Here is a 16,145-nt window from a genome sequence, read left to right on the forward strand (position 1 = left end):
GGGGAATGGGGCGGGTGTGGCGAGCCGCCGACGAAATACTCGACCGGCAGGTCGCCGTCAAGGAAATGCGCATCGACGGACTCGACGCGGAGGACAGCAGGACGCGCCGCGAACGGACGTTGCGCGAGGCCCGGGCCACGGCCCGCATCGACCATCCCAACGTCGTGCGGATCTACGACGTCGTCGACGAGGGCGAACGCCTGTGGATCGTCATGGAGTTGGTGGACGGCCGCTCCCTGGAACGCGTCCTCGCCGAGGAGGGCCCGCTCGGCCCCTTCGAGACCGCCCGGATCGGACTCGGCCTGGTCGCGGCGCTCAGGCAGGTGCATGAACGGGGCGTGCTGCACCGGGACATCAAGCCCGGGAACGTCCTGGTGGAGAACGCGGGCGCGGTGGCCGGATCCGGACGGGCCGAGGGCAACGTCTCAGCCCTCCGCGCCCGTTCGCGCGCCCGCCGCGTGGTCCTCACGGACTTCGGCATCGCCGCGATCCAGGACGCCAAGGCGCTCACCATGGTCGGCATGCTGGTCGGCTCGCCCGACTACATGGCCCCCGAGCGCATCTCCGGCCGCCCCCAGGGCCCGCCGTCCGACATCTGGTCCCTCGGCGCGACCCTCTGCGCGGCCCTGGGCGGCCGCTCCCCGTTCTCCCGCGACACCACGCTGGCGACCCTGCACGCGGTCCTCTACGAGGAGCCCGAACTCCCGGTGACGGCGGGCCCGCTGCGCGAGATCCTCAGGTCCCTCCTGGAGAAGGACCCGACGACCCGCCCGACCCTGGAGGACCTGGAAACGGCCCTGGAGCCGGTGGCGTTCCCGTCACCGACCCCCACGGTGGCGGTGCGCACACCGGAGCCGGGCGCCTCCGGCCCGGCGTCGACCGGAGCTCCGCCGGACCCACCGAGTCCGAAGCCGGGCTTCGACCGCACCCCGGCCCTGGACAGTGCCCCGGCCCTGGACAGTGCCCCGGCCCTGGACAGTGCCCCGGCCCTGGACAGTGCCCTGGCCCTGGACAGTGCCCTGGCCCTGGACAGTGCCCTGGCCCCGGACAGTGCCCTGGCCCCGGATAGTGCCCCGGCCATGCACAGGGCGCCGGACCCGGACAGGGCCCCGGACAGGGCCCCGGACCCGGCCCCGGACCCGGATAGGCCCCCGGCCCCGGACAGCGCCCGGGCCCTGGACAGCGCCCCGGCCCCGGACCAGGGGCAGGGCCCGGAAACGGCACCGGGCCCGGATAGGGCCCCGGCCCCGGACCCGGGACAGCGCCCGGAAACGGCACCGGGTCCACGCCCGGATCCGGGGCAGGGCCTGACTCCGGGGCCCGGGCAGGGTCTGCCCGGTGTCCGGGCCGGGCGTGAGCCCGGAACTCGCGCGGTCTCCCTCACCCGCGCGCAAGCAGAGACCGAGCGCCGTCCCCGCCCCGGGCCGACGCCGAGTCCCGCCCCCCTGCCGCCCGGTGAACTCCCGGGCCCCGCGACCCCCCGCCGCCGCCCCGGCACACGGCACCACCACCGTCGCCGCCGCACGGCCCTCGCGGCAGCGGCGGCCACCGTCGCCACCGCCGGCACCGTCGTGGCGATCCTGCTGGCCACCTCCTCCACCCCGCCGGACGGCACACCCACCCGCGCGGGCTCCACGGCCTCCGCGTCCCCCACCCCGTCACCCACCCCGTCACCCACCGTGGAGGGCACCGCCAGGCCGCACAGCCTGCCGCCCGGCACCCACCGGGAAGCGGGCGGCTTCGCCTGGGCGACCCCCGACGGCTGGCGGCGGGACGTGAAGACCGGCGCCGAGGTGCACTACACCTCGCCGGACGGCTCCCAGGAACTGGTCGGCAAGTCGTCCCTGGCCCGCGGCGACCTGCTGCAGACCTGGCAGACCTCCGAGCGCAACGCCCAGCAGGGCCAGGACTACCGCAAGATCCGCCTGGAGGAGACGACGTTCCGCGGCCACCCCGCGGTCGTCTGGGAGTACACCTTCACCCTGAAGGGCGTCCACTGGCACGCCCGTCTGCTCGGCTTCAACGTGAAGGGGACGTCGTACCAGGTCAACACCTGGTACGACGCCTCCGTCGAAACGGAGGCCCTGCGCACCTACGAGAAGGTCAAGGACAGTTTCACGGTGCTGTAGGGCAACGAAAAGGGCCTGCGGCGCGTGCCCGAAGGCACCGCGCCGCAGGCCCGGCCGTGCACGGAAGGTTCGCGAACGGCGAGTGCGTCAGGGGGAGGAGGGGCTCAGCCGGCCGAGACCTCGTTCCGCTCCTCCTCGCGCACCGCACCGGCGTCGGCGTCCCGCCGCCCGCCCCGCATCTTCTCCTTGACGAAGGCGATGACGAGCACGACCGCCGCGACGAGCAGCGACAGCGAGATCGTGGTGCGCCCGTCGTGCTCGGTGTCGGTGAGCATGTAGCCGAGGATGAACACGATCAGCGCGGCCGTCGCCCAGGTCAGGTACGGGTACAGCCACATCTTCACGACGAGCTTCTCCGGCGCCTCGGCCTGGATGATCTTCCGCATGCGCAGCTGCGAGAAGCAGATCACCAGCCACACGAAGAGGGCGACCGCACCACTGGAGTTCACCAGGAACAGGAAGACGGAGTCCGGGAACTTGTAGTTGAAGAACACGGCGACGAAGCCGAACGCGACGGACGCGAGGATCGCCGTGCGCGGCACGCCGTTGGAGGTCGTGCGGGCGAACGCCTTCGGCGCGTCCCCGCGCTGGCCCAGCGAGAAGGCCATGCGCGAGGCGGTGTAGAGGCCGGAGTTGAGGCAGGACAGCACCGAGGTCAGCACGATGAAGTTCATGATCTGACCGGCGTGCGGGATGCCGAGCGAGTCGAGCGCGGCGACGTAGGAGCCGTCGTCGGTGATGGACTTGCTGTCCCACGGCAGCAGGGCGACGACCACGAAGATCGAGCCGAGGTAGAAGACGGCGACACGCCAGATGATGCTGTTGGTGGCCTTGGTGACGGCCTGCTGCGGGTTCTCCGACTCACCGGCCGCGAGGGTGGCGATCTCGCTGCCCATGAAGGAGAAGACGACGAGCAGCACACCGGTGAGGATGGCCCCGGCCCCGTTGGGCAGGAAGCCGCCGTGCTCGGTGAGGTTGGCCAGCCCGGCCTGCTCGCTGTCCACACCCGGCAGGAGGCCGAACACGGCCAGCCCGCCGATGACGATGAACGCCGCGATGGCGACGACCTTGATGCCCGCGAACCAGAACTCGAACTCACCGTAGGAGCCCACGGAGACGAGGTTGGTGGCGGTCAGCACGACCATCACGATCAGCGCCCAGGCCCACTGCGGCACGGCCGGTATCCAGCCCTCCAGGATCACGGCACCGGCGGTCGCCTCGACCGCGAGCACCACGACCCAGAAGAACCAGTACAGCCAGCCGATGGAGAAGCCGGCCCAGGGACCGAGCGCCCGGTCGGCATGGGCGGAGAACGAACCCGAGGTCGGATTGGCCGCCGACATCTCGCCCAGCATCCGCATCACCAGCACCACGAGCGTGCCGACGAGGGCGTAGGAGAGCAGGATGCCGGGGCCTGCGGTGGCGATGCCGGAGCTGGACCCCACGAAGAGGCCGGCGCCGATCACACCGCCGATCGCGATCATCGAAAGGTGCCGGTTCTTGAGTCCGGCCTGCAGCCCGGAGCCGTGCGCCCCGGGTTCTCCGGGGACCTGTGGTTCGTTTCCGGTTGTCTTCGTCGGCTGCGAGGTCATGGAGCGGATTTCCTTTGCGCCGGGGAGTGGTACTTCCGCACGTGAACTGATCACGCCGTACGAACGGGGTGTGTCGCGGCGTGACGATGTACGGGCGCTCGTACGAGCGGTGTACGAGCCGGTCCAGTGAATCGGAGGCGAACGTTGAGGAGAACCTTTGAATCCAGATTGTTACTTGAGGTTTTCCTGAGCTTCCGTAATGTGGCTCACATTCGGCTCACGTTTTCCTGAGCGCCACCCCGCGCGCTTTCCCCGAAACACCCGTGTCACACTCGTCCCATGCGCGTGTACCTCGGCTCGGACCATGCCGGCTACGAACTGAAGAACCACCTCGTCGAGTGGCTGAAGGAGGCGGGTCACGACCCCGTCGACTGCGGCCCGCACATCTACGACGCCCAGGACGACTACCCGCCGTTCTGCCTGCGCGCCGCGGAGCGCACGGCCGCGGACCCCGGCTCCCTCGGCATCGTCATCGGCGGCTCCGGCAACGGCGAGCAGATCGCCGCGAACAAGGTCAAGGGCGTCCGCGCGGCCCTCGCCTGGAGCGAGGAGACGGCGTCCCTGGGCCGCCAGCACAACGACGCGAACGTGGTGGCCGTCGGCGCCCGCATGCACTCCCAGGACGAGGCGACGAAGTTCGTCGAGGTGTTCCTCAACACCCCGTTCTCCGGTGACGAACGTCACATCCGCCGCATCGACATGCTGTCGGCGTACGAGACGACGTCGGACCTCCCCCCGATCCCCCCGCACCACCCGCAGCAGTAGCCGACGGCCGGCCGGGGCCCGGCGCCAGGACGCGGAAGGCGGCGCCCCGCGTCGAGCCGGGCCCGCCGTCCGACCGTGCCGGGCGGCGGGCGGAAGCGTCAACGACCACAGGGAGCACCGTGCCGGAAGGCCACACCATCCACCGCCTGGCGCAGGACTACGCCGGCGCCTTCCGTGGCACCACGCCCCACATCAGCAGCCCGCAGGGCACGTTCACCCCGGCCGCCACGCTCCTCACCGGCACGGAACTCACCGCCACGGACGCCCACGGCAAGCACCTCTTCCTCGGCTTCCGCGACACCCGCTGGGTCCACATCCACCTCGGCCTGTTCGGCAAGGTCACCGCGGGCCCGGCCCCCGCGCCCCCGCCCACCGGCACCGTCCGTCTCCGCCTCACGAACGACACGGCCTACGTCGACCTCCGGGGCCCCACCACCTGCGCGCTGATCACGCCCCCGGAGAAGCAGGCGATACACGACCGCCTCGGCCCCGACCCCCTCCGCGACGACGCCGAACCGGAGCTCGCGTACCGCCGCATCAGCCGCAGCCGTACGACGATCGCCGCCCTCCTCATGGACCAGAAGGTCATCGCCGGCGTCGGCAACGTCTACCGCGCCGAGGTGCTGTTCCGGCACGGCATCGACCCGTACCGCCCCGGCAGGGACATCACCCCCGCCGAGTGGCGTGCGATCTGGGCCGACCTCGTCACGCTCATGCGCGAGGGCGTGCGCAACAACCGCATCGACACGGTCCGCCCGGAACACACCCCGCAGGCGATGGGCCGCCCGCCCCGCGTGGACGACCACGGCGGCGAGGTGTACGTCTACCGCAGGGCCAACCTGCCCTGCCACGTCTGCCACGGCGAGATCCGCACCGCCGACCTCGCCGCCCGCAATCTCTTCTGGTGCCCCACCTGCCAGCGAGGCTGAGCCCGCGGCGCCCCACGGCGCCGCGCCCCCGTCAGAACCCGTGCGGCAGCCACGGCGCCGAACCGCCGCCCCCGCCGACGCCGCCGCCCAGGAACCCCAGCGACGCCTCGGCCAGCGCCCCCCGCCGTACCTCCCGCACGCGTCCCGCCGCCGCCAGCTCGGCCAGCGACACGCCCCCGAGGTACGCCGCCCCCAACTCCCGCACCGACAGCACGACATCCGCCGCGTCCGCCGTGCGCTCGCAGGACGCGCCCTTCTGGTCCCCGCTGAGCCGCCAACGCCCGGTGTTCCAGGGGCAGAACGCGTCCTCCACCTCGAACACCACGTCCACCGGCGTCTGATACGTCCGCGCCTCCAGCGCGGCCCCGACCTCGACGGGCCGGACGTACAGCGAGTCGCGCAGCCGCGGCAGACACCGGCGTATGTCGGACACCAGGTACTGCCAGGCGTCGTCGACCGGCCGCCCCCGCGCGACCACCTTCGACGTCAGGTCGATCTCGAACAGGAAGCGCCACAGCGCCGCGTCCGCCGCCGGGTCCAGGGCGGCCAGTGCCTCCACCACCACGGTCCCCTCGGGCCCGGCGGTCGCCCAGTCCGGCTTGATCCGGTACCGGGCGTAGCCGACGGTCTCGCCGTCGCGCTCGGCGAGGACACACTGCAGCGGCGACGCCCCGCCCCGGTCGCTCTCCGGGTCGAGCACCCCGACCCGCTCCCAGCCGGGCTGCCGCGCCAGCATCCCCGGCCGCGACGGCACCAGCCGGGCGTACACCGCCTCGCACGCGTCGAGGACATCGGCCGGAGCCGCGAACCGCAGCCGTACGTCGTCCGTGCCGGGCGGCACCGACAGCCGCACCCGGGTGGTGTCGATCTCGGCGTTCAGGTGGTAGGTCGCGTTGCCGTACCCGAACCGGCCGTAGATGGCCGGCTCGCTGGCCGTGAGCACCGCCAGCGGCTCACCCCACGCCCGCACGTCGTCCAGCTGCCGGCGCATCATCGACGTCAGCACCCCGCGCCGGCGGTGGGTGGCGGCCACGCTCACCATCGTGACGCCCGCGGCCGGCACCGACGCCCCGCCCGGCACGGTCAGTCGGAACGAGAACGCCCCGGCCGTGCCCACGCACTCGCCGCCGTCCCACGCGCCGAGTGAACGGTCGAACTCGGTCAGCGCGTTCCACAACTCCCGTTCCTCGGCGGACTCCGGCACCCCGCCGAAACCCCGGAGCAGGGCGTCGTAGAACTTGTCCCATTCGTCCCGCTGGAGCACCCGCAGGTCGGCCGCAGAGCCGGTCACGTCAGTCGCCATGCACCATGCCTACCAGGGCATTGCGGGACGAGCGAGGGAATTTCTCCCGGGCGACGGCGGGACGGCGCGCGGTGAAGTTCACTGTGACGTGCGCCCTCGGACGGGGGACAAGTGGGACCTCCCGTGCCAAGGGGCTGGTCCGATGGATAGGGTCCCGAACTAATGGCATCAGGACGAGAGCGGCGCGCGGAAGCCGAGACGTTCACGGCCCGGTTGAAGAAGCAGTGGCACCGGGCCCGCGTCGGCATGCGCCGGGCCGCCGTGGACTACTTCCGCGGCGACGGCTCGGACTGGATCGCCCTGGCCGGCCTGCTGATGATGGTTCCGGTGATCGCGGCGGCGACCCTCGCCAACTCGGTGTGGTTCTCCCCGGCCGCGCTGGTCCTGCCGGTCGTCGTGGGCGGCCTGCTGCTGCGCCCGGCGAGCCTGCTCGGCCTGTACGCGGCGGCCGCCACGGCGCTGATCGTGGAGTCGGTGCAGCTCGGCCCCTACACGGAAGGCCCGTCCCGGGTCACGCCGGGCGTGGTGCTGGTGGTCGCGGCCTGCGGGTTCTTCGGGCTGCTGCTGGCGCAGTTCCGCAGCCGGGTCGGCGTGCCCTGGCGGCGCGGCGGCACCATGCTGTTCGACCTGCGGGAGCGCATCCGGGTGCAGAGCAAGCTGCCCGGCCTGCCGGACGGCTGGCACCGCGAGATGGCCCTGCGCCCGGCGGGCGGCCAGTCCTTCTCGGGCGACTTCGTGGTCGCGGCCCGCACCAACGGCGGCCGTACGCTCGAAGTCGTCCTCACCGACGTCTCCGGCAAGGGCATGGACGCCGGCTCCCGCGCGCTGCTGCTGTCGGGCGCGTTCGGCGGCCTGCTCGGCTCCCTCCCGCCGCACGCCTTCCTGCCGGCCGCCAACGGCTATCTGCTCCGCCAGGACTGGGACGAGGGCTTCGCCACCTCCATCCACCTGGTACTGGACCTGGACTCCGGCGACTACGAGCTCTACTCCGCGGGCCACCCGCCGGGCCTCCAGCTCAGCGCCGGCACCGGCCGCTGGGAGGAGAAGGCGGCCGAGGGCCCGCTCCTCGGTGTGTACGACGGCGCCCAGTTCGACCCGGTGAAGGGCTCGCTGCGCCCCGGTGACGTGTTGATGCTGTTCACCGACGGCCTGGTGGAGACCTCCGACCGCGACATCGTCGAGGGCATCGACCGGCTGACCGGCGAGGCCGACCGCTATGTGGCCGGCGGCTTCCACGGCGCCGCCTGGCACCTCATCGAGGCGGTCGCCAAGGACGTCAACGACGACCGGGCCCTGCTGCTGATCTGCCGTGAGGGACCCACGGCCGCCGCCGCGCGCTGAGGCGCCGCCGCCCGCCGGGGCACACTGGAGCCGTGACCGAGACATCCCGAACCCCGCTGACCCCGGCCGAGGTCGAGGCCACCGCCCGCGCCGCGCACGCCGGCCAGAGGGACAAGGCCGGACGGCCCTACGAGGAACACCTGCGGGCCGTCGCGGAGGGCGTCCGGGCGCGCGGCGGCGACGCGGAGCAGATCGCGGCGGCCTGGCTGCACGACGCCGTCGAGGACGACGCCCTCCCGGCGTGGTGGCTGGAGGAGGCGGCACTGAGCAGCCGGACGAAGGACATCGTGCGCGCGGTCACCAAGCGGCCGGGCGAGCCGCCCGAGGCGTACGCGGCGCGCATCCTGGCCACACCCGGCGCGCTGCTGGTGAAGGAGGCGGACCTGGCGCACAACGCGGACCCGGAGCGCCTCGCGGTCCTCGACGAGGCGACCCGCACACGACTGACCGAGAAGTACGCGCGGATGCGCGCACTCCTCGGTCTCGTCGGCTGAGTCGCCTGCCTGCCGGGCCGGCCGAGCCGCCCGGCCGGGTCAGGCGTCGACCTTCTCGCGCTCGCGCTCGCGCCGCTCGGCGCTCTGGCGCTCGCGGGCCAGTTCGGCCGCGTCCCGCTTGAAGGCCCACTCCATCTTGGGTTCCATCGCGAACCGGAACATGCGCTGCACCGGCTTGGTGCACAGCACGGTGACGGCGGCGGCCGCGAGGACGGTCACCGCGATCTGACCGGCCGGGTGCTGCAGCCAGGACGCCTCGAACCAGCCCTGGTAGTCGCCCGCCTTCACCAGGAAGCCGTGCAGCAGGTAGCCGTAGAGCGTGCCGGCGCCGAGGGCGGTGAACCACATGTGGCGGCGCGGCACCCAGGCGAAGAAGCACGCGGTCAGCACCAGGGAGCAGCCGAACAGCGCGAGCACCATGACCGGGCCGGTCCACCACGGCGCGCCCAGCTCCTGCGCGGAGTCGCGGTGGTAGAACCACGCGGTGTTCATCCGCGGCACCGCCCACCAGCTGACGGCGAGCGCCGCCGCGAACACGGGCACCGACGCGATCCGCACCGAACGGCGGCGCACCATGTGGAAGTGCTCGGGCTTCATGGACAGGCCCAGCACGAAGAACGGCAGGAACTGCAGCACGCGCTGGAGGTCGAGGTCGTCGCCGATCGAGGGGCTGACGGTCGCCAGCATGGCGAGACCGAGCGCGAGCGGCAGCGGCCAGCGGGCCAGCTTCCAGATGGGCGTGGTCAGCCGCCAGACGAACAGCGCGACCAGGAACCAGGTCAGATACCAGGGGTCGAGGAGGCTAATGTCCTGGCCGGGGTCGTCGTCGATCCAGCGCTTGAAGAGCGGGTAGGCCGTCTCGAAGACGATGTACGGCACGGCGACGCCGGTGATCAGGCGCTTCAGCCGGTCGGGCCGCATGTCGAAACTGCGGGAGAAGTAGCCGGAGATGATGATGAACGCCGGCATGTGGAACGCGTAGACGACCTGGTACGCGGCCTCCAGTATGCGGCTGTCGCCCTTGAGCGGTTCCCAGGCGTGGCCCATGGCCACCAGCACGATCGCGAGGTACTTGGCGTTGTCGAAGAACGCGTCGCGCTGCTTGCCGTTCTGCTTCTTCTGCGGGCTGTGCGGCGAGCGCGGGCTCGGCACTCCGTCGGCCGTCGGCTGGGCCGGGGGAAGTGGCGCCTTGCGGTCGCCGTTCGGTCGCAGCGAGTTCGTCACAGACCCTCCCACCAGGAGCTCGGGGAGACGATCCGGGACCTCGCTGCGCTGACGGGGGACGAGGCAGCGTGGAACATCTGAGGCACCCTAGCGTTCCCTGCAGCTATTCGTAAAACGCCGGATGTGAATCCTGGCTATTCGCTGCGGGTACCCCGGATTAGGCGAAGTTGACATCTCCGCCGGAGTGATGGCCAACACACCGGCCGATGACGGTCCGTGTGCACCGACCGGGACCGTCTTGTCAGGATACTTCCGGACTAAGGGGTGCATAAGTCCAGCAGGCGACTCCTGCGGAATGTCCGCTTCAGCGCTCTTCAGGGCCGCCTCGCAGGGTCGTTGATGAGGCCCTGGCAACAATTCGAATTCATGGCGAACGCGTTGTGTGGAGACGGAAACGATCCGGTCGAATTCCCCGTGCGGGTGCCCCTTCGAAATGCCGTACGAGCACCCGCCGTTGAGCCCGGGCCCCCGCCCAACGCGGGCCCGTCGGGACAACACGGAGGTGGTCGATGCGTCAGCCGCCGCATAGCCCGGCCGGGTTGGTGGCACGATGGTTCTGGCGGGGTGCGCGGGGTCGCGTCCCCGGGCCGGGAGAGCGGACCGACCGAGGGTGTGATCAGTTGTGGCCATTTCACTGTCTGTGGTGCTGCTGTTGGCGATCATCCTTGTGGTGTTGCTGAGAGGGGGGTCCATCAAGGCAGGTCCCGCGATCGTGGCGATCCTCTTCGGCTTCTTCCTCGCCTCCACCGGCATGGCCCCGTCGATCAACCGGTTCCTCAACTCGATAGCGGAGACCATCAACTCCATCAGCTTCTGACGGACCGCACGCGGCCGCGCCACCCGAGCCCCCGCGCCGCGGGCCCGAGGCGCGGACGGTTACGCTCGCCCCGACCACAGGACGGTGCGTGACGGGGGGAACGTACGGGGATGGCGCTGCGCGACTCCGACCCGCCGGAGGTGGGTGGCTACCGCATCGAGGACCGCCTCGGATCCGGCGGCATGGGCGTGGTCTACCTCGCCCGCTCGGCCTCCGGCCGACGCCTGGCGATCAAGGTGGTGCACGGGCAGTACGCCGACGACGACGAGTTCCGCACCCGCTTCCGCCGTGAGGTGGCCGCCGCCCGCCAGGTCAGCGGCGCCTTCACCGCCCCCGTCGTCGACGCGGACGCCGCCGCGCCCCGCCCCTGGATGGCCACGCTCTACATACCGGGCGCGGACCTCGGCACCCACGTCCGCGAGCAGGGCCCGCTCCCGCTGCCCCGGCTGCGCGAACTCGCCGCCGGCCTCGCCGAGGCGCTGCGCGACATCCACCGTGCCGGAGTGGTGCACCGCGACCTGAAACCGGCCAACGTGATGCTCGCCGAGGACGGCCCCCGCGTCATCGACTTCGGCATCTCCCGCGCCGCCGAGTTCGCCGCCTCCGACGCCCTCACCCAGACCGGCCGCGTCATGGGCACGCCGCCCTTCATGTCCCCGGAGCAGTTCGCCTCGCCCCAGGACGTCGGCCCGGCCGCCGACATCTTCTCCCTCGGCTCGGTCCTCACCTACGCGGCCACCCGCCGGGGCCCCTTCGACAGCCCCAGCCCCTACGAGACGGCCCTGCGCGTCGTCGAGGGCGAGCCGGACCTCTCCGGCGTCCCGGCCGAACTGCTCCCCGTCATCCGTTCCTGCCTGGAGAAGCACCGCACGTCCCGCCCCACGGCCGACGACCTGTTCACCCTGCTCCGCGAGGGCGCACCGGCGGGCACCGCCCCGCCCCGCCCGGCCCGCCCCGGCCCGGGCGCCCGCCCGACCGAGCCCGCGCTGACGCCGTGGCCGGACGCGGCGGCCACCGACCGGGACGCACCTCCGCTCCCCCCGCCGTCCGAGCCGAACACCGACCGGCACGCCCCCCCTGCCCCGACCGCCGGCCGAACCGAACGAGCCTCCCGTCCGACGCCCGGCCGAGCGGGACGAGCCCTCCGCCGGACGCCCGGCCGAGCGGCACGAGCCCTCCGCCCGGCGCCCGGCCGAGCGGGACGAGCCGCCCCGCGACCCGGCCGGCCCCCCGCCACCCCGGACCGGGCGCCCCCGCGGCCGCCACCGGCACGGCCTGCTGCTGGTCTGGGCCGCCGCGGCGGTCGCACTCGCCGCGCTGGTCACCACCACCATCGCCCTGACCCGCGACGGCCGCCCCACCACCAAGCCGTCGGCCCCCGTCGGCAGCGACCTCCCCGAGGGCTGGAAGCCCTGGGCGCGGTCGGCGAAGGCCGCGCCGGGCAGCGAGCGCGTCCTGGGCGGCCCCGACAGTCCCCTCAGGGGCTGCGCCGCGGTCGACAGCTCCCTGGTGTGTGCCGGTGCCGACCTCTCGGCGACCCGCTTCGCCCTCGCCGACGGCCGCAACACCTGGTCCCTTCCCGTCGACCGCACACCGAACGGCTCCTCCGGCAACGAGGGCGCACTCATCGGAACCGGCGACGGCCGGGTCTACGGCTACGAGGCCGACGAGCAGGACAGCGCGCTCGGCATCCGGAGCTCGTACGCGGTCCACGCCCTGGCCGCCGACACCGGCAAGGTGCTCTGGCGGACCACCACCGGCTCCGGCGAGACGGCGGTCGAACCCGACAGCACGCAGGGCACGGCCACGGCGGTCCCCGAGGGCGTCGTCACCTTCTACGGGCCCCAGGGCGACCAGTACGCCCTGCTCGACGCCGACACCGGCGACGTCCGCTGGAAGCGGCCGAAGCCCGCCGCCGCCCCGGACTGCCTGCTGAGCTCGGCGGCCGACCGCGCCTACTTCGTCTGCACGACCACGCAGAACGAGGGCGAGACCGGCCGCACCACCGTCATCGAGATCGACGCCGCCACCGGGAAGGCGAGCTGGACCGTCGACGTCAAGGGCACCGCGCAGGTGCTCGGCCGGCACGACGGCCGCCTGGTGCTCGCGGACACCCTCGACCCGGACCGCCCCCTGACCCTCATCGACGTCTCCTCGCACGTGCTCACGGTGCGCCGGCTCGCCGAGCCCCGGCCCGCGGACGCCGAGGCGCACCTGGCGGGCGGCACGATCTACTTCACGGCGGCCAGCGGCGGCGTCCGCGCGGTCTCGCCGCGGACCGGCCGGACCCTGTGGGAGGCGAACTCCTCCGTGGAACAGCCGGGACCCCCGACCGCCTCGGCCACCCACGTGTACATGGCGTCCCCCAGCGGCCGCCTCGCGGCCCTGAACGCGCGCACCGGCAAGGTCGAGGGCACCCGCCCCGGCCGCGACGACGGCGGCCGCGTCAACAACCTGTTCACCTCCGGGGGCGCCCCCCTCGTCCTGGTGGGCGACGCCCTCTACGTCCCCTACGGCGTCCGCTCCGTCTACACGGTGGACGTGCGCGACCTGTGACCCGCAGGGCCCGCCGGAAAAACACCTCGGGCCCGGTTCCGAGGAACCGGGCCCGAGGTCCGGGAGCGGGCGACGGGAATCGAACCCGCGTAGCTAGTTTGGAAGACTAGGGCTCTACCATTGAGCTACGCCCGCACAGCGCGCGCCGCAGGTCGGCGGGGACCGCGGCACTGAAGGCATCGTAGCGGGTCGGGCCCGCCGTACGCACACCGCATTTCAGGCCCGCGCCGACGCGCCGCCCGGCCTGTGGAAATGCGGCGGCCGCACGGCCTGTCGGCATGTACCCTACGTGTCGCACCAGACGGGGTGTGGCGCAGCTTGGTAGCGCGTCCGCTTTGGGAGCGGAAGGCCGTGGGTTCAAATCCCGCCACCCCGACCAGCCACCCGACCACCTCGGGTGATCGTTGCCCGGTCACTCGCGTGATCGCCTTTTGGGCGGTGTAGTCGCTGCCGTTACTATGCAAGCTGCACGCCCGTGTGTCTCATCGTCTGCAGTCCTCCGGGCGGCGAAATCCGCCGGGCCGTTCTGGCCCCGGCAGAAACCAAGAAGTCAGCCACAAGGAGACCGAACCGTGAAGAGCGCCGTGGAGACCCTGAACCCGACTCGGGTTCGGCTCACTGTCGAGGTGCCCTTCGAGGAGCTCAAGGACAGCCTCGACGCGGCGTACAAGAAGATCAACCAGCAGGTCACGGTGAAGGGCTTCCGCAAGGGCAAGGTCCCGGCCCGGGTCATCGACCAGCGGTTCGGCCGCGGTGCCGTGCTGGAGGAGGCCGTCAACGACGCGCTTCCGAAGTTCTACACCGACGCGGTCAACGAGGCCGAGCTCAGCCCGCTGGGCCAGCCCGAGGTCGACATCACGGAGCTGAAGGACGGCGAGACGCTGAACTTCACCGCCGAGGTCGACATCCGCCCGGCCATCGAGATCCCGGACTACTCCGGCATCGAGGTCGAGGTCGACGCCGTCGAGGTCACCGACGAGGACGTCGACAAGGCCGTCGAGGAGCTGCGCGAGCGCTTCGCCTCCACCGCCCCGGTCGAGCGTGCCGCCGAGGACGGCGACGTCGTGACGATCGACCTGCAGGCCAAGGTCGACGGCGAGGTCCTGGAGGACGGCGTCGCCGACGGCGTCTCCTACACCATCGGCTCCGGCGAGCTGCTGGACGGCATCGACGACGCCGTGAAGGGCCTGGAGGCCGGTGGCGAGGCCACCTTCACCTCCGAGCTCAAGGGCGGCTCGGCGGCCGGCAAGGAGGCCGAGGTCACCGTCAAGGTCACCCAGGTCGCCAAGCGTGAACTGCCCGAGCTGGACGACGAGTTCGCGCAGCTCGCCTCCGAGTTCGACACCCTCGAGGAGCTGCGCGCGGACAGCCGCAAGCGCCTGGAGAACATGAAGCAGTACGACCAGGCCACGCAGGCCCAGGAGCGCGTCCTGGAGAAGCTGCTGGAGCTCGTCGAGGTGCCCGTCCCCGAGAAGCTGCTCGAGGACGAGATCAACACCCGCAAGCACAACCTGGAGCACCACCAGCTCGGCCAGATGGGCCTCGACCTCGCCAAGTACCTGGAGATCCAGGGCAAGAGCGAGGAGGAGTTCGAGACCGAGACCCGTGAGGCCGCGGTCAAGGGCATCAAGACCCAGTTCGTCCTCGACGAGCTCGTCAAGCAGGAGAAGCTGAACGTCAACCAGGAGGAGCTCACCGAGCACCTCATGCGGCGCGCGGCCTCCTCCGGCATGTCCCCCGACCAGTTCGCCCAGGCGGTCGTCGAGGGCGGCCAGGTCCCGCTCCTGGTCGGCGAGGTCGCCCGCGGCAAGGCCCTGGCCGTCGTGGTCGAGAAGGCCACGGTCAAGGACACCAACGGCGAGATCATCGACCTCGACGACGAAGAGGACGAGGAGACCACCGAGGCCTCCGCCGAGGAGACCCCGGCCGAGTCCGCCGAGGAGAAGACCGAGGGCTGACCCCGGTCGTCGTAAGTCACCGAGAAGGCCCTGGGGCACGCCCCAGGGCCTTCTCGCTCCCCGCGAGGGGACGCTCACCTCAGGGGCGCGGGGGACTGCGCGACAAGCCCCCACGCGCCCGCAGCCGCCCACGGCCCCGAAGCCCCCGGCGAGACGGCACGGCCCCACCGGCGGAGCCCGCCGCGCTACGCCCCCGGCGAACACTCCCATCTCCGGGATTCCCCGAAGGGACCCGCGCGTTAGGGTCCATGAATACCAGGGCAGTGGAGTCTCCGATACGGCTCCCGCCCCGCAGGGAACACGTGAGACGGCCCGGCGCCGTCGTAAGACGAGCAGGTGGATACGTGACGAATCTGATGCCTTCAGCCGCCGGCGAGCCTTCCATCGGTGGTGGCCTCGGCGACCAGGTCTACAACCGGCTGCTCAACGAGCGGATCATCTTCCTCGGCCAGCCGGTCGACGACGACATCGCCAACAAGATCACCGCACAGCTGCTGCTCCTTGCCGCCGACCCGGACAAGGACATCTACCTGTACATCAACAGCCCCGGCGGTTCGATCACGGCCGGCATGGCGATCTACGACACGATGCAGTTCATCAAGAACGACGTGGTGACCATCGCCATGGGTCTCGCGGCGTCCATGGGCCAGTTCCTGCTCAGCGCGGGCACCCCCGGCAAGCGCTTCGCGCTGCCGAACGCCGAGATCCTGATCCACCAGCCCTCCGCCGGCCTCGCCGGCTCCGCCTCGGACATCAAGATCCACGCCGAGCGGCTGCTGCACACCAAGAAGCGCATGGCCGAGCTCACCGCCCAGCACACCGGCCAGACGGTCGAGCAGATCACCCGCGACTCGGACCGCGACCGCTGGTTCGACGCCTTCGAGGCCAAGGAGTACGGCCTCATCGACGACGTGATCCCCACGGCCGCCGGCATGCCGGGCGGCGGCGGCACCGGGGCCTGACAGGTCCCACGCGGCTCCACGAGCCCCGTAGGACCCCGCCCGGGCCCGTGAGGGCCCGGGGCGCCCCAGCAGCCC

At 72.0% G+C, this 16,145-nt stretch carries 12 protein-coding genes, 2 tRNA genes and 1 pseudogene; 11 read left to right on the top strand and 4 right to left on the bottom strand.

The window, feature by feature from the left end:
• Window positions 1-5 precede the first annotated feature (5 nt).
• Entirely contained in the window at window positions 6-2,129 is a 2,124-nt protein-coding gene (locus ACPXCS_RS31365) for a protein kinase domain-containing protein (RefSeq protein ID WP_425951300.1), read from the top strand.
• Between the two features lie 104 nt (window positions 2,130-2,233).
• Here ACPXCS_RS31365 and ACPXCS_RS31370 read toward each other — a convergent pair whose 3' ends face one another.
• Window positions 2,234-3,721, bottom strand: coding sequence for an amino acid permease (locus ACPXCS_RS31370; RefSeq protein WP_425951245.1), 1,488 nt, complete (start codon window positions 3,719-3,721; stop codon window positions 2,234-2,236).
• A gap of 279 nt (window positions 3,722-4,000) precedes the next feature.
• On the opposite strand from ACPXCS_RS31370, the gene ACPXCS_RS31375 reads away from it, so the two are divergent.
• Both ACPXCS_RS31375 and ACPXCS_RS31380 read left to right on the top strand, forming a co-directional pair.
• Window positions 4,001-4,486 carry a ribose-5-phosphate isomerase gene (locus ACPXCS_RS31375; protein WP_425951246.1) on the top strand — a complete coding sequence of 162 codons (486 nt, stop codon included), beginning with the start codon at window positions 4,001-4,003 and terminating at the stop codon, window positions 4,484-4,486.
• A gap of 119 nt (window positions 4,487-4,605) precedes the next feature.
• Entirely contained in the window at window positions 4,606-5,415 is an 810-nt protein-coding gene (locus ACPXCS_RS31380) for an Fpg/Nei family DNA glycosylase (protein ID WP_425951247.1), read from the top strand.
• Window positions 5,416-5,446: 31 nt separating this feature from the next.
• Here the strand turns inward: ACPXCS_RS31380 and ACPXCS_RS31385 are convergent, their stop codons facing one another.
• Window positions 5,447-6,718 (bottom strand): GNAT family N-acetyltransferase, encoded by a 1,272-nt coding sequence (locus ACPXCS_RS31385; protein WP_425951248.1) that lies wholly within the window; start codon window positions 6,716-6,718, stop codon window positions 5,447-5,449.
• A gap of 162 nt (window positions 6,719-6,880) precedes the next feature.
• Here ACPXCS_RS31385 and ACPXCS_RS31390 point away from each other — a divergent pair, with 162 nt between their 5' ends.
• Both ACPXCS_RS31390 and ACPXCS_RS31395 read left to right on the top strand, forming a co-directional pair.
• Window positions 6,881-8,059 carry a PP2C family protein-serine/threonine phosphatase gene (locus ACPXCS_RS31390; protein ID WP_425951249.1) on the top strand — a complete coding sequence of 393 codons (1,179 nt, stop codon included), beginning with the start codon at window positions 6,881-6,883 and terminating at the stop codon, window positions 8,057-8,059.
• A gap of 32 nt (window positions 8,060-8,091) precedes the next feature.
• Complete coding sequence (locus ACPXCS_RS31395; RefSeq protein ID WP_425951250.1) at window positions 8,092-8,553, top strand: HD domain-containing protein; 462 nt, start codon at window positions 8,092-8,094, stop codon at window positions 8,551-8,553.
• Between the two features lie 39 nt (window positions 8,554-8,592).
• Here the strand turns inward: ACPXCS_RS31395 and ACPXCS_RS31400 are convergent, their stop codons facing one another.
• Window positions 8,593-9,705 carry an acyltransferase family protein gene (locus tag ACPXCS_RS31400; protein ID WP_425951301.1) on the bottom strand — a complete coding sequence of 371 codons (1,113 nt, stop codon included), beginning with the start codon at window positions 9,703-9,705 and terminating at the stop codon, window positions 8,593-8,595.
• A 694-nt stretch (window positions 9,706-10,399) separates the two neighbouring features.
• On the opposite strand from ACPXCS_RS31400, the gene ACPXCS_RS31405 reads away from it, so the two are divergent.
• From ACPXCS_RS31405 to ACPXCS_RS31415, 3 genes and pseudogenes are all read left to right on the top strand, one after another.
• On the top strand, window positions 10,400-10,594 hold the full coding sequence (locus ACPXCS_RS31405; protein ID WP_010041885.1) for a hypothetical protein: 195 nt from the start codon (window positions 10,400-10,402) through the stop codon (window positions 10,592-10,594).
• A gap of 182 nt (window positions 10,595-10,776) precedes the next feature.
• Window positions 10,777-11,433: pseudogene (locus tag ACPXCS_RS31410) on the top strand (serine/threonine-protein kinase); the annotation flags it as partial.
• Between the two features lie 670 nt (window positions 11,434-12,103).
• Window positions 12,104-13,150: a PQQ-binding-like beta-propeller repeat protein gene (locus tag ACPXCS_RS31415; protein ID WP_425951251.1), complete on the top strand. Its 1,047-nt coding sequence runs from the start codon at window positions 12,104-12,106 to the stop codon at window positions 13,148-13,150.
• A 64-nt stretch (window positions 13,151-13,214) separates the two neighbouring features.
• On the opposite strand, the gene ACPXCS_RS31420 is transcribed toward ACPXCS_RS31415, so the two are convergent.
• Window positions 13,215-13,285: transfer RNA gene (locus tag ACPXCS_RS31420), tRNA-Gly, on the bottom strand.
• A 167-nt stretch (window positions 13,286-13,452) separates the two neighbouring features.
• Here ACPXCS_RS31420 and ACPXCS_RS31425 point away from each other — a divergent pair.
• From ACPXCS_RS31425 to ACPXCS_RS31435, 3 genes are all read left to right on the top strand, one after another.
• Window positions 13,453-13,529: transfer RNA gene (locus ACPXCS_RS31425), tRNA-Pro, on the top strand.
• A 193-nt stretch (window positions 13,530-13,722) separates the two neighbouring features.
• A complete protein-coding gene (tig, locus tag ACPXCS_RS31430; protein WP_425951252.1) occupies window positions 13,723-15,108 on the top strand; it encodes a trigger factor in 1,386 nt (461 codons plus the stop codon).
• A 356-nt stretch (window positions 15,109-15,464) separates the two neighbouring features.
• Window positions 15,465-16,070, top strand: a complete 606-nt coding sequence (locus tag ACPXCS_RS31435) for an ATP-dependent Clp protease proteolytic subunit (protein WP_030240055.1) — start codon at window positions 15,465-15,467, stop codon at window positions 16,068-16,070.
• Window positions 16,071-16,145: the final 75 nt, after the last annotated feature.

Origin of the sequence: Streptomyces sp. DT190 (genome assembly GCF_049846985.1) — a bacterium.
In the GTDB taxonomy this organism is placed as follows: domain Bacteria; phylum Actinomycetota; class Actinomycetes; order Streptomycetales; family Streptomycetaceae; genus Streptomyces.